Annotated in this window: 10 protein-coding genes; 7 read left to right on the forward strand and 3 right to left on the reverse strand. The window is 68.2% G+C overall.

Going from position 1 to position 13,014, the window contains the following annotated elements; translation table 11 throughout:
• Positions 1 to 64 precede the first annotated feature (64 nt).
• Genes EGT29_RS02320 through EGT29_RS02345 form a run of 6 tightly spaced genes read left to right on the forward strand, consistent with a single transcriptional unit; the run spans position 65 to position 8,701 of the window.
• A complete protein-coding gene (locus EGT29_RS02320; protein ID WP_161567666.1) occupies positions 65 to 745 on the forward strand; it encodes a GntR family transcriptional regulator in 681 nt (226 codons plus the stop codon).
• Between the two features lie 14 nt (positions 746 to 759).
• A complete protein-coding gene (locus EGT29_RS28685) occupies positions 760 to 4,491 on the forward strand; it encodes a hydantoinase B/oxoprolinase family protein (RefSeq protein ID WP_124687518.1) in 3,732 nt (1,243 codons plus the stop codon).
• 27 nt (positions 4,492 to 4,518) lie between these two features.
• Positions 4,519 to 5,523, forward strand: coding sequence for a TRAP transporter substrate-binding protein (locus EGT29_RS02330; protein ID WP_124687519.1), 1,005 nt, complete (start codon positions 4,519 to 4,521; stop codon positions 5,521 to 5,523).
• A complete protein-coding gene (locus EGT29_RS02335) occupies positions 5,520 to 6,047 on the forward strand; it encodes a TRAP transporter small permease subunit (protein ID WP_124687520.1) in 528 nt (175 codons plus the stop codon). Before EGT29_RS02330 ends, EGT29_RS02335 begins: the two co-directional genes overlap by 4 nt.
• Positions 6,048 to 6,055: 8 nt before the next feature.
• Complete coding sequence (locus EGT29_RS02340) at positions 6,056 to 7,345, forward strand: TRAP transporter large permease (RefSeq protein ID WP_124687521.1); 1,290 nt, start codon at positions 6,056 to 6,058, stop codon at positions 7,343 to 7,345.
• Positions 7,346 to 7,369: 24 nt separating this feature from the next.
• Positions 7,370 to 8,701, forward strand: coding sequence for a UbiD family decarboxylase (locus tag EGT29_RS02345; RefSeq protein WP_124687522.1), 1,332 nt, complete (start codon positions 7,370 to 7,372; stop codon positions 8,699 to 8,701).
• A 114-nt stretch (positions 8,702 to 8,815) separates the two neighbouring features.
• Here the strand turns inward: EGT29_RS02345 and EGT29_RS02350 are convergent, their stop codons facing one another.
• The 3 genes from EGT29_RS02350 to EGT29_RS02360 are packed head-to-tail and all read right to left on the reverse strand — an operon-like array spanning position 8,816 to position 11,524.
• Positions 8,816 to 9,727 (reverse strand): ABC transporter permease, encoded by a 912-nt coding sequence (locus EGT29_RS02350; RefSeq protein WP_124687523.1) that lies wholly within the window; start codon positions 9,725 to 9,727, stop codon positions 8,816 to 8,818.
• Between the two features lie 4 nt (positions 9,728 to 9,731).
• On the reverse strand, positions 9,732 to 10,508 hold the full coding sequence (locus EGT29_RS02355) for an ABC transporter ATP-binding protein (RefSeq protein WP_124687524.1): 777 nt from the start codon (positions 10,506 to 10,508) through the stop codon (positions 9,732 to 9,734).
• 26 nt (positions 10,509 to 10,534) lie between these two features.
• Positions 10,535 to 11,524 carry an ABC transporter substrate-binding protein gene (locus tag EGT29_RS02360; protein WP_124687525.1) on the reverse strand — a complete coding sequence of 330 codons (990 nt, stop codon included), beginning with the start codon at positions 11,522 to 11,524 and terminating at the stop codon, positions 10,535 to 10,537.
• Between the two features lie 350 nt (positions 11,525 to 11,874).
• Between EGT29_RS02360 and EGT29_RS02365 the strand changes: the two genes are divergently transcribed.
• A complete protein-coding gene (locus EGT29_RS02365; RefSeq protein WP_124687526.1) occupies positions 11,875 to 13,011 on the forward strand; it encodes a porin in 1,137 nt (378 codons plus the stop codon).
• Positions 13,012 to 13,014 lie beyond the last annotated feature (3 nt).

Here is a 13,014-nt window from a genome sequence, read left to right on the forward strand (position 1 = left end):
GGCCGTCGGTATGCAAAAAACAATTGTTTTTTTGCTTGGCCTGGCCGATCATGGTCGCCAGACCATGAAAACGCCCGCGCCTCCACCCCTCGAACCGCTTGCCCGCGCGGACCTGCTGCCCGAGCGCATCTACCGCCGGATCCACGAGAAGATCGCCAGCGGCGAGATCGACCCGTCCGTGCGCATGACCGAGACCCAGCTCGCCGCGATGCTGGGCGTGTCCCGCACGCCGCTGCGCGAGGCGCTGACGCGCCTGCGCCATGAAGGGCTGCTGACCGCGGGCCGGGGAACCTCGGTGGCCTCGCTGTCCCGCCTGGATCTGGAGGAAATCATGGAGCTGCGGCTGCTGATCGAGCCTTATCTGGCTGCCCGCGCCGCCCGGTCGGTCACGCCCGAGGGACTGGCCGAGCTCGAGGCGGTCGTGCAGCGCGAGGTCGATGCGCTGCCCCGGCCGTCCCTGCAGAAATTCGTCATGGCCAACCATGACTTTCGCGTCGCGCTGGTGCGGCTGGTCGGCAACAAGCGGCTGGGCGAAGCCGCCAGCCGCCACGACAGCCAGATCCAGACCCTGCGGCGGGCCACGCTGGAGAAGAAATCCAATCGCGAGATCGTGGTCCGGCACCACCGGGCGCTGGTCGAGGCGCTGGGCCGCCGCGATGCCCGGGCGGCCGAGAAAACCATGCGCGACCTGATGCTGCAGGCGCGCGAATCGATCCTGGCGCTGATTCCCGCGCCCAGGGCCTGATAGGAGATACGTTCTTGCTACGGTTGGGTATCGACATAGGGGGAACCTTCACCGATTTCGCGCTCGAGGCCAGCGATGGCGGCGCGGCCCGGCGCTGGTTCCTGAAGGTGCTGACGACTCCGGAGTCGCCGGAGCGCGCGGTGCTCGAAGGACTGGACCGCATCCTTGCCGATGCCGGATTCGCGCCTGCCGACCTGGATACGGTGGTGCATGGCACCACGCTGGCCACCAATGCCGTCATCGAACGTCGCGGTGCGCGGATCGCGTTCATCACCACCGAAGGTTTTCGCGACACCCTGGAGATGGGTACGGAAAGCCGCCATGACCATTACGATCTCTACGTCGACAAGCCGGAACCGCTGGTGCCGCGCGACCTGCGCCTGACGGTGGATGAACGCATGTCGGTGGACGGCCAGGTGCTGCGTCCGCTGGACGATGCCGCCATCGAGGCCCTGTTGCCGTCCCTGGACGAAGCGGGGGTCGAGGCCGTCGCCATCGGGTTCCTGCACAGCTACCGGAATCCCGCGCACGAGCGGCAGGCCGCGGCCGTGCTGGCCCGGCTTCGGCCGCAGCTGGATGTTTCGCTGTCGTCCGAGGTGGCGCCGGAGATCCGCGAGTTCGAGCGTTTCGCGACGGCCTGCGTGAATGCCTACGTGCAGCCGGTGATGGCCGGCTATCTGCGGCGCCTGGAAGAGGCGCTGGCGGCGCGCGGCGTACGCGCGCCGCTGCTGCTGATGCTGTCCAACGGCGGCCTGTGCGAGGTCGAGGTCGCTCGTCGCTTTCCCGTCCGGCTGCTGGAGTCCGGTCCGGCCGGAGGCGCCATCCTGGCTGCGGACGTGGCGCGGCGAATGGGCATAGACCGCGCGCTGCTGCTGGACATAGGCGGCACCACCGCCAAGCTGTGCTTCATCGACGAAGGCGCGCCGCAAACCGCGCGGTCGATGGAAGTGGCGCGGCTGGCCCGGTTCAAGGCGGGCAGCGGCATCCCGCTGCGCTTTCCCGTGGTCGAGCTGGCCGAGATCGGCGCCGGCGGCGGCTCCATCGCGCATCTCGATGCGCTGGGGCGGCTGCAGGTGGGACCGGAGAGCGCCGGTTCGGTGCCGGGGCCGGCCTGCTACATGCGGGGCGGCACGCAGCCCACCGTTACCGATGCGCACCTGGCGCTGGGCCGGCTCGACGCGGAGCATTTCGCCGGCGGCCGGATGACGCTGGGCCTGGGCGCCGCGCGCGAGGCGCTGGAGGGACTGGGCGGAGCGCTGGACCTGTCGGTCGAGGACACGGCCTGGAGCATCTGCGAGATCGTCGACGAGAGCATGGCCAATGCCGTCCATGAACATGCGGTCGAGGTCGGCAAGGGGGTGGACGGACGCACGCTGATCGCCATCGGCGGCATGGCGCCGTTGCATGCCGCGCGGCTGGCCGCCAAGCTCGGGCTGGACCGCGTGGTCATTCCCGAGGGCGCGGGCGTGGGATCGGCGCTGGGCTTCCTGCGCGCGCCCGTGGCATTCGAGACCACGCGCAGCGTGCAGGCCAGGCTGTCGTCCTTCGATGCCGCCCAGGCCAACGCCATCGTCGCGGAACTGGCCGCCGAGATGCATCGCGTGGTCCGCCGGGCGGCGCCCGGCGCCGAGGTCCGCGAACAGCGGACCGCCTGGATGCGCTACCAGGGACAAGGGCACGAGATACGGGTGATCCTGCCCGACGGCTCCTTCGGCGAAGGCGCCGCGCACATGCTGGCCGCGGCGTTCGAGGCCGCCTACCGCGCGCTCTACGGCCGCGTGATCGCCGGCGCGCAGATCGAGGTGCTGGGCTGGACCGTCAGGGTGGAGGCGCCGGTGCCGGCGGTCGCGCCCGCCGCGGCCGGCATAGCCGTGGCCCGCGAGGCCGGCGAGCGCCGGTTCTACGACCAGACCTTGCGCGACTTCGTGTCCGGCCGGGTGCTGCCCGCCCGCGCCGTGGCGCCGGGCGCGCCGCTGGCCGGGCCCGCCCTGCTGGTGGAGGACGAAACCACCATCGTGGTGCCGTCGGGCCTGGCGGTCGCGTGCACGTCCGCGGGCGACATCGTGCTGGATGGCGCGGCGGCTTCCCCGGCCGCCGCGGCCGGCAGGGACATGCCGGAGGAGATCAAGGCCCAGGTCCTGTGGAGCCGCCTGATCGCGGTGGTCGAGGAGCAGGCACGCACCCTGATGCGCACGGCCTTCTCTCCCACGGTCCGCGAAGCGGGCGATCTGTCGGCCGGCCTGTTCGACCTGGAAGGCCGGCTCATCGCCCAGGCGGTCACGGGCACGCCCGGCCACGTGAACTCCATGGCCGCCTGCGCCCGCCACTTCCTGGACAAGCACCCGCCGGCCTCCATGGCCGAGGGCGACCACTTCATCACCAACGACCCGTGGCTGACGTCCGGCCATCTGCACGACGTCACCGTGCTGTCGCCTGCTTTCCAGGACGGCAGGGTGATCGGTTTCTTCGCCTGTACCTGCCACCAGGTGGACATCGGCGGCCTGGGCCAGGGGCCGGACGGCCGGTCGGTGTACGAAGAAGGCCTGTACATCCCCATCCTGCGCCTGGCGCGCGCGGGCCGCCTGAACGAGGACCTGCTCGACATCGTGCGCGCCAACGTGCGCCAACCCGAACCGGTGGTGGGGGACATCCTGTCCTACGTCACGGCCAACGAGGTCAGCGCCCGCCGCCTGGCGTCCACGCTGGACGAATTCGGCCAGGACGGGCTGGCGGACATCGCCGCGTTCCTGCTGGAACGCTCGGCGGCCGGCATGCGTGCCGCCATCGCCAAGCTGCCACAGGGTACGTACCGCTCGCACATGCGGCTCGACGGCTACGACCGTCCGGTCGACATCCATTGCGCGGTGGGCATCGACGGGGAGCGCATACGGGTGTCGTTCGACGGCACGTCGCCGGCCAGCGCCAAGGGCATCAACCTGGTGCTGAACTACACCCGCGCCTATGCGGCGTTCGGCGTGCGCGCAGCGGTCGCGCCCAACGTGCCCAACAACGCGGGCTCGCTGTCGCTGGTGGAAGTGGATGCGCCCGAGGGCTCCATCCTGAACGTGCGCCACCCGGCGCCGGTCTGTGCCCGCCACATCATCGGCCAGTTCCTGCCCGAGGTGGCGCTGGGCGCACTGGCCGGGGCTCTGCCCGGCCGCATCCCGGCCGAGGGCGCCGCCTGCAACTGGGGGCTGCAGCTGCGCGGCGGCATCGAGGGCGGGGCGCCTTTCGAGATCCTGTTCTTCAACGCCGGCGGTTCGGGCGCCCGCCCCGAAGGCGACGGGCTGTCGGCCACCGCCTTCCCCAGCGGCATCCGGTCGATCCCGGCCGAAATCTGCGAGACGGCGGCGCCCATCGTCATCTGGCGCAAGGAACTGCTGCCCGACAGCGGAGGAGCCGGCCAGTACCGGGGCGGCCTGGGACAGCGGGTGGAGGTCGCCACCCGCGACGGGACGCCGTTCCAGGTGTTCGGCATCTTCGACCGCGTGTTGAATCCCGCCCGCGGACGCGAGGGCGGGGCCGACGGGGCACCGGGGTGGGTGGGCACCGCTTCGGGGTCGGCCATGCGGTCCATGGGGCTGCAAACCGTCCCCGCCGGCGAGGTCCTGCGCATCGACGTGCCGGGCGGCGCGGGCTATGGCGACCCGTCGCGCCGCGCGCCCGAGGCGGTCCGGCGCGACGCGCGGCTGGGCTATTTCTCGTCCGGGGCCGCCCGGCGTTTTCATTCCGGCGCGATCGACTGATCGCCCGCATACCAAGGAAGTCCGAGCATGCAACCACAGTCCATTTCCCTTCGCATCCGCGCGCTGCTGGGCATCGCGGCAATGGCGCTCGGCGGTTCCGCCCTGGCGCAGACCCGGCTCGACATGGCGATCGCCTGGCCACCGGGCAATTTCCATACGAAGAACGCGGTGGCCTTCGCCGAGGCCGTGGACAAGGCCACCGGCGGACAGGTGAAGATCACCGTGCACGCGGGCGGCGTGCTGGGCTTGAAGGGGCCGGAAGCGCTGCGCGCGGTGCGCGACGGCATCGTGCCGATGGCCGAGTTCAACGCGCCGCAGCAGGTCGGCGATGCGCCGCTGTTCGCGCTCGAGACACAGCCCTACCTCGTGGGCGACTACCGGCAGCTGCGCGTGCTGCACGACATCATGCTGCCCGAATACGACAAGGTGCTGGCCCGCTTCGGACAGAAGCGGCTGTACATGACGCCGTGGCCGGACCAGTATCTCTTCACCCGCAAGCCGGTCGCCTCCACCCCCGACGTCAAGGGCATGAAGGTGCGGGTCACGGACCGGGTGACGTCCGAGCTGATCAAGCATGTCGGCATGTCGCCGGTGCAGATGACCTTCGCCGACATGATGCCGGCCCTGGCCTCGGGCGGCCTGGATGGCGTGACGACCTCGGCCTCCACCGCGGTGGACTCGCGCTTCTGGGAGTTCCTGAAGCACGCCTACAAGACGAATCACGTCTGGTCGTCGAACGTGGCGACGATCAACCTGGCCGCATGGAAGAAACTGACGGCCGCGCAGCGCGACGCGATCGAGAAAGTGGCGCGCGATCTCGAGCCGGCCTTCTGGAAGGCCAGCCAGGAGGACGATGCCAAGTCGCTGGCGGTCCTGCGCGAGCACGGCATGCAGGTCGAACCCTTGCCCGCGCCGGTCACCGCGGACCTGAAGCAGGCCGCCGCCGGCATGGTGGAGGACTATGCGCGGCGCACGCCTTCCGTGCCCGAATTGCTCAGGCAGTACCGCGAGCGCGCGGGGCAGGCCCGATGAGGGCATGGCTGGACGGCATCGACCGCCTGTCGCTCTGGGGCGCGCGTGCCGCGTGCTGGCTGATCGTCGCGATGCTGGCGCTGATCGTGGCCGAGGTTGCCTCGCGCAAGTTGCTGGGCATCAGCCTGGAATTCGCCTGGGAATATGCCAGCTACCTGCTGGCCATTTCCTTCCTGGCCGGCAGCGGCCATGTCCTGCGGGCGGGATTCCACGTCCGGGTGCATCTGGCGCTGAACGCATTGGGACCGCGCCGTGCCCGCCTGCTCGATGGCGTGGCCACGGCATTCACGGCCCTGGTGTCGGGTTTCTTCGCCTATGCGCTGCTGCGGCTGGCATACATGTCCTACCTGGACCAGACACGTTCCTTCCTGCCCAGCAATTCCCTGCTCTGGCCGTTCCAGGCGCTGTTCGCCCTGGGGGCCGTCGTCCTGGCGCTGCAGTTCGCCGCGCGCCTGGCGCGCATCGCGCTGGGCGAACCGACCGAGCAAGGCACGGGCGACGCGCCGCTCGTTTCCACGGAATAGAGTCCGCCATGATAGAAATCGCTCTCGTCGTCGCGGGCCTGCTCATTCTCCTGCTGGGAGCCGGCGTGTGGGTGGGGCTGGGGCTGATGGCCACCGGCGGGATCGGCCTGATGCTGTTCCGCTCGACGCCGGTGGAGGTGCTGCTGGGCCAGTTGTCCTGGAACTCGGCCACCGTGGCGGAGCTATCGGCCCTGCCGCTGTTCGTGCTGATGGCGGAAATCCTGTTCCGCACCCGCATCGCGGCCGCGATCTTCGATGCGCTCGCGCCCTGGACGACGTGGCTGCCCGGGCGTCTGGCCCATGTGAACGTGGCGGCGTGCACGGTCTTCGCGGCCGTGTCGGGGTCGTCGGCCGCCACCGCCGCGACCATCGGTCGGATCACCCTTCCGGAACTGACCCGCCGGGGCTATGCCGGCTCGCTGGCCATGGGGTCGCTGGCAGGCGCCGGCACCATCGGCTTCCTCATTCCTCCTTCGATCGTGATGATCGTCTACAGCGTGCTGGCGCAGATATCGCTGCTGGACCTGTTCCTGGCGGGCATCGTGCCCGGACTCGTGCTGGCGGCCATGTTCAGTGCCACCATCATGCTGCTGGCGCTGGCGCGGCCGGGCCTCGTGCCGGAAGGGCGCGAACGCTACACCTGGAGCCAGCGGCTGTCGGCGCTCAGGAACCTGTTGCCCGTCATGCTGCTGATCGGCGCCATCATCGGTTCGATGATGGCCGGCATCGCCACGCCCAACGAGGCGGCGGCGGTAGGCGTGGTGGGAGCGCTGGCCATCGCCGCCGCCACGCGCGACCTGAGCCTGGGGGCCTTGCGGCAGGCCTTGATGGGCACCGTTTTCACGTCGTCCATGATCGGCCTGATCGTCATGGGCGCGGGGTTTCTTTCCACCGCCATGGGCTACCTGGGCGTGCCGCAGGCCGTGGCGGAAATGATCGCGCCGCTGCACCTCGGGCCGGTGGGGCTGGTCGTTCTGCTGCTGCTCGTCTACCTGGTGCTGGGCTGTTTCCTGGACGGCATATCGGCCATCGTGATGACCCTGCCCATCGTGCTGCCGCTGGTGACGGCGGCGGGTTACGACCCGGTGTGGTTCGGCATCTTCCTCGTCATCACCGTGGAGATGGCGCAGGTGACACCCCCCGTGGGCTTCAACCTGTTCGTGATCCAGGGGCTGACCAAGGTGTCCGCCATGCAGGTGGCGCGTTCGGCATTGCCGTTCTTCTTCGCGATGGTGGTCTTCACCGGCCTGATCGTCGCTTTTCCCCAACTCGTCATGTGGCTGCCCGGCCTGAAATAGCCGCGCGGTCCGCTGGAAACCATCATGAGAGACTACCTGGCCAGGCTGCAGGCCCGCGGCGACCTGATCGTCATCGACCGCGAGGTCGATCCCGTCCACGAACTGGCGGCCGTGGCGGTGCAGTTGCAGCGCAAGTCCGGCAAGGCGGTGCTGTTCAACAAGGTCCGTGGCAGCGACATGCCGGTGGCGATCAACGTCTACAGCAATCACGACCGCCTGTGCGAGATCATCCGCTGCGGGGACAAGAATTTCTGCGAGCGGCTGGACGAACAGATCCAGGAGGCCGCCGGCAATGCCGCGTGGCAGCGCGATGCCGGGCCGCAGGAATGGCGCGAGGGCAAGCTGAGCGACCTGCCGCTGCTGACGCACCATGGGCGGGATGGCGGCGCCTACATCACGTCGGGCATTTTCGTCGCCAAGGATCCGCAGACGGGTGTGCCCAACCTGTCGTTCCATCGTTCCCTTTACGTGTCGGACCAGGAACTGCGCATCCGCCTGGGCAGTTCGCATGACCTGTATCGCTACCAGCAGGCCGCCGAGGAACGGGACCAGCCGCTGGAGGCCGCCATCGTGATCGGCGCGCCGCCCGAGGTGTTCATGGCGGCCTGCGTGTCGCTGCCGCCCGAGGGCAACGAGCTGGCGCTGGCGTCGGCCATGCGGGGCGAGCCCCTGCCCATGCGTGCATGCAAGACCATCGGCCTGGCGGTACCGGCCGAGGCCGAGATCGTGATCGAGGGCCGCATCCTGCCGCACGAGCGCCGCCCCGAGGGGCCCTTCGGCGAATTCATGGGCTACTACGTCGAGGTGGGCGACAACCACGTGTTCGAGGTTACCCACGTCTCGTGGCGCCAGGGCGCGGTCTACCACGGGCTGGTCTGCGGGTCGCACGAGGACCTGCGGCCGCTGGAGGCGGCCACGGCGGCGCGCATCTACAAGCACCTGAAGGGCCAGGTCGCTGGCGTGCTGGACGTGACGTGCCGGCCCACGGTCATGAACACCATCGTGAAGATCCGCAAGCAGTACGAAGGGCACGCCCAGCACGTCCTGCTGGCCGCCATGGGGTCGCACCTCGACTACAACAAGCTGTGCGTGGTGGTGGACGAGGATGTGAACATCTACGACATGGAAGAGGTGATATGGGCCTTCCTGACGCGCGGCCGGGCCGATACCCGCACCATGGTCGTCAAGGATGTGCCCGGCTTCTATCGCGATCCCCACAAGGACCACTGGGGGCGGCTGGGGCTGGACGCCACCAAGCCGTGGGGGCGCGAGGCCGAGTTCGAACGCAAGCGCATCCCGGGGGATGAGGCGGACATGGTGCTGGCCGATTATCTGGCGGCCGGGCAGCAACTCTAGTACCGGCGCGGACCGCGGGGTCCGCCCGCCAGAAAGCAAACAGGGATACGGCGACGTATCCCTGTTTTTTTATCGGCCCTGGCAAGGGCGCCGGCAGGAGCCGGCGCCGGGGGCTCAGGCGGCGCTGGCCCGGATGGCCCGCGAGGGGCTGCGGCCGGGCTTGCGGCGTACCAGGCTGATCAGCGTCACGAGCACGAACAGCGCGGTGACCATCTTCAGGTCCGAGGGCTGGAAGCCGAAGGCCAGCACCAGCGAGATCAGCTGGAAATAGACCACCGATCCCAGCACGGGGGCGGCCACCTGGCGGAAGATGGTGCGGTTGCCGATGATGGCTTCGCCCAGCAGCAGCGAGGCCAGGCCGTTGATCAGGGTGCCGAAGCCCATGTTCACGTCGGCGAAACCCTGGTTCTGCGCCAGCAGGCCCCCGCCCAGCGCGGCGATCAGGTTGGCCAGCCCCAGCCCGACCAGCGTGTAGGCCTTGACGTTGATGCCCTGGGCGCGGGCCATGGCCTGGCTCGAACCCAGCGCGCGCATGGCCATGCCGTGCTGCGTGCCCAGGAACCAGAAGATCAGGCCGATCAGCACGACGTCGATCACGGCCAGGAACACGATGCGGTTGGTCAGGCTGCCGTCGTCGCCGGGCAGGTAGGAGAACAGGTTGGGGAAGTTGAACAGGGCCGTGTTCGGCTGTCCCATGACGCGGATGTCGATGGAATAAAGCATGGACAGCACCAGGATGCCGCACAGCAGCGTGTTGATCTTGACCCTTTCATGGATGTAGGCCGTGGCGGTGCCGCCCAGGAAGCCGGCCAGGGCGCCGATCAGCAGCGCCGACACGGGCTCGAGCCCGATCACCAGGCACTTGGCGGTGACGCAGGCGCCGAAGGCCAGCGTGCCTTCGCCGGTCATGTCGGCGAAGCTGAGGATGCGGAAGGGAATCATCACGGCGATGGCGATCAAGGCGTAGATCAGGCCCTGCATCATCCCCATGGGGACCAGGTTCAGGAAGGTGGACAGGAAGTTCATGGGTTCACGCCGCTGCTAGGAGATGGGATTCGTCGTCGAAGGCGGCGACCAGTCGCTCGACGGTCATGCCGCGCTTCTGCTCGCCGGACAGGTCCGCGATGATGCGTCCCTGCTGCATCATGATCAGCCGGTTGCCGTAGGTGATGGCATGGCTCATGTTGTGGGTCACCATCAGCGTGGTCAGGCCGGTCTCGGACACCACGCGCGAGGTCACCTGCATGACCTTCTCGGCGGTCTTGGGGTCGAGCGCCGCGGTGTGTTCGTCCAGCAGCAGCAACTGCGGCTCGCGCAGCACCGCCATCAGCAGCGACAGCGCCTGGCGCTGGCCGCCGGACAGCAGGCCGGCCTGGGCCTTCATGCGGTTCTCCAGGCCCAGTCCGAAGGTTTCCAGGCGGGCACGGAACTCGGCCATCATCGCGCTGGTCAGGCCGCGGCCGAAGGTGCGGCGGGCGCCGCGCCGGGCGGCGACGGCCAGGTTTTCCTCGATGCTGAGCGCGGCCGCCGTTCCCACCGACGGGTCCTGGAACACGCGGGAAATGTATTTCGCACGCTTGTGCGTGGGCAGGCGCGTGATGTCGTTGCCATCGATGCGGATGTGGCCGGCGTCGGGCAGGACCTCGCCGGCCAGCATGTTGAGCAGCGTCGATTTGCCGGCGCCGTTGCCGCCGACGACGACGGCGAAGTCGCCGCGCTGCAAGCCGAGGGATACCTCGTCGATGGCGATGCGTTCGTCCGGCGAGCCGGCGTGGAAGATTTTCTGCAGTTGTTGGACGTCTAGCATGAGGTAAGCCTTGATGCGGAAACGGGCTACTCGACGAAGCAGGCGCAGTCGTCGAACGAAGCGGGAATGGCGAGGCCCAGCTCCTTGAACTTGGTCTTGTTGATGGTGGTGATGTAGTCGTCCGGTCCCGGGCGCGCCGGCGCGAGCTGCGAGGTGGGCGTGCCCTTGAGGATGCGGTCGGCCAGGACGGCGGCGTTGGTTCCTATGGATTTCAGCGAGACCGCGTAGTTGGCGGCGGCCATGCCGCTTTTCACGAACTCGGTTTCCGAGCTCAGGATGGGGAACTTCAGTTGCTTGGCCGCGGCCGCCACGGCAGGAATGGCCGATTGCACCAGATTGGAGCCCGTGATATAGGCAAAGCCTATGCCCCGCAGCAATTGGGCGCGCTGCGGAATGTCGCCCACGGCATCGACGCTGACCGGCACGAATTTCAGGCCGGCCCGCTTGGCGGCCTCCTCCAGCTTCTGGGTGGTCACCACGTCGTTGACTTCGCCGGGGTTGTACAGCGAACCGAAGGACGTCGCATGGGGGAACAGCTTCTTGCCGAAGGCCAGCGCGGCGTCGAAATCCTGCATGTCCGATGCGCCGGTGAAGCGCGCGCCGCCTTGCTGCCAGTTGGGCACCAGGCCGGCCTTGACCGGGTCCGTGACCATGGCGAACACCATGGGCGTCTTGCGATTGGAGACCGCCGACAGCGCCGTCTGCGAGACCGAGGTGGTGATCGTCAGGATCAGCTCGGGCGACTTGGACGAGATCTGCGTGAACATCTGCGGCATCAGGGCTTGGGTGAAGTTCGCGTCGCTGTAGACGTAGGTGGTGTTCTTGCCGTCCACGTAGCCGCGCCGGGCCATTTCTTCCTTGAAGCCCTCTATGGTCTGTGCGATGGAAGGGTGGGGGCCGAGGTTGGCGATGCCGATCACGGTTTCCGAGGTGGCCGCGCCGGCGTAGCCGAGAAGGGCGGCTGCCGCCGCGTGAAGGACGAGGGCACGCGGGAAAGACAGGCGAAACGCAAGCATGACGTTGGACTCGCTGGAGGGCTTCGAATGCCGAATTTTTAGCACCGAACCACCGGCCGCCCCCACCCTCGAACGGACGAGTCCCGATCGCCTAGATGTTCTTGCCTATTTCCTAGATGAGGCGCGCCGAGCCTGGCTGCGCACGGCGCGCGGCGGGCCCGGCGAGCGAAATTGTGGCGATCCATTCCGGATTGCTAGGAAATCCGCACCGTGTGGGGATGCGCCCTTGTAGGGGCGGTCCGGGCTGCCTAGTCTGCGCGGCAGGGAGGCGAATCGGTTCGCCTTTCGCCGGTTCGAAAGAACCGTGACCTTCATCGAGAACACGGGGCCGCCTGGCGCGGGAGAAAGGCATGAAAAGATGGTTGATCGGAGCGGCCGCGGCGGCCGCATGCGCGGGGGCCGCGCATGCGCAGTCCAACGTGACGCTGTACGGCTTTCTGTATAGCGGCTTGCGCTATGTGAACAACAGTGGAGGCCACAGCGTGACGGGCCTGGCCACCGGACCCTCGCGCTGGGGCATGCGTGGCAACGAGGACCTGGGCAACGGCCGTTCCGCGTTGTTCACCCTGGAAAGCGGTTTCGACATGGGATCGGGCAACTCGCGCCAGGGCGGACGGCTGTTCGGCCGCCAGGCTTACGTGGGCCTGAACGACAACAGCCTGGGCACGGTCACGTTCGGCAGGCAGTACGACATGGTGGCTTCGTTCCTCGCTCCCTATGTGCCCGCCGGCAAGTGGAACGGCTACATGGCGCACCCCGGCGACGTCGACAACCTGAACTTCCAGTTCCGGCTGAACAATTCGGTGAAGTACGTCACGCCCGTCATCAACGGCTTCCAGGCCGGCGCGGTGTACAGCTTCGGCGAGGTGGCCGGATCCAGCAAGCAGAACAGCGCCCACAGCATGGGGCTGAAGTACAAGTCGGGCGACTTCTCCGTCGCGGCCGCCTACATGCGGGTGAATAACCCGGCCACCGCGGTGTCCGAGGGCAACTGGAATACCATCCTGCTGCCGGCGTTCACCTCCACTTCGCAGCGCAACGCCTACACGGTCAGCCCGCAGGCGATGACGACCGTCGGCGTCGCGGCGGACTACCAGGCGGGCAGCTTCAAGTACGCCGCCGCCTACACCCAGGTCCGCTACGACAAGGTGGGCGGCACGGTGGCGGGCCTGCCCGTCAGCGACGCGAAGTACAGCAACCTGGACCTGAACGTGGCCTATTCCGTCAACGCCAGCTGGCAGCTCGGCGCGGGATATACCTATACCTTCGGCAAGGTGGATGCCACCGGCTTCAAGCCCAAGTACCATCAGTTCAACCTGATGACCAACTACTTCCTGTCCAAGCGCACCATCCTGCAACTGGCGGCCATCCACCAGCGTGCCGCGGGCGATGCGCAGAACGCGTACATCCTGTATGGCAGCACCGGCGGCGCGTCCAGTTCGCGCGGCCAGACCATGCTGCTTGCGGGTATCTTCCATCTGTTCTGATTC

Origin of the sequence: Pigmentiphaga sp. H8, from assembly GCF_003854895.1 — a bacterium.
Classification (GTDB): domain Bacteria; phylum Pseudomonadota; class Gammaproteobacteria; order Burkholderiales; family Burkholderiaceae_B; genus Pigmentiphaga.

Excerpts from the sequence above, each read along its gene's own strand:
- EGT29_RS02320 (WP_161567666.1), top strand. The coding sequence starts at position 65 with ATGAAAACGCCCGCGCCTCCACCCCTCGAACCGCTTGCCCGCGCGGAC.
- EGT29_RS02330 (WP_124687519.1), top strand. The coding sequence starts at position 4,519 with ATGCAACCACAGTCCATTTCCCTTCGCATCCGCGCGCTGCTGGGCATC.
- EGT29_RS02335 (WP_124687520.1), top strand. The coding sequence starts at position 5,520 with ATGAGGGCATGGCTGGACGGCATCGACCGCCTGTCGCTCTGGGGCGCG.
- EGT29_RS02340 (WP_124687521.1), top strand. The coding sequence starts at position 6,056 with ATGATAGAAATCGCTCTCGTCGTCGCGGGCCTGCTCATTCTCCTGCTG.
- EGT29_RS02345 (WP_124687522.1), top strand. The coding sequence starts at position 7,370 with ATGAGAGACTACCTGGCCAGGCTGCAGGCCCGCGGCGACCTGATCGTC.
- EGT29_RS02350 (WP_124687523.1), bottom strand. The coding sequence starts at position 9,727 with ATGAACTTCCTGTCCACCTTCCTGAACCTGGTCCCCATGGGGATGATG.
- EGT29_RS02355 (WP_124687524.1), bottom strand. The coding sequence starts at position 10,508 with ATGCTAGACGTCCAACAACTGCAGAAAATCTTCCACGCCGGCTCGCCG.
- EGT29_RS02360 (WP_124687525.1), bottom strand. The coding sequence starts at position 11,524 with ATGCTTGCGTTTCGCCTGTCTTTCCCGCGTGCCCTCGTCCTTCACGCG.
- EGT29_RS02365 (WP_124687526.1), top strand. The coding sequence starts at position 11,875 with ATGAAAAGATGGTTGATCGGAGCGGCCGCGGCGGCCGCATGCGCGGGG.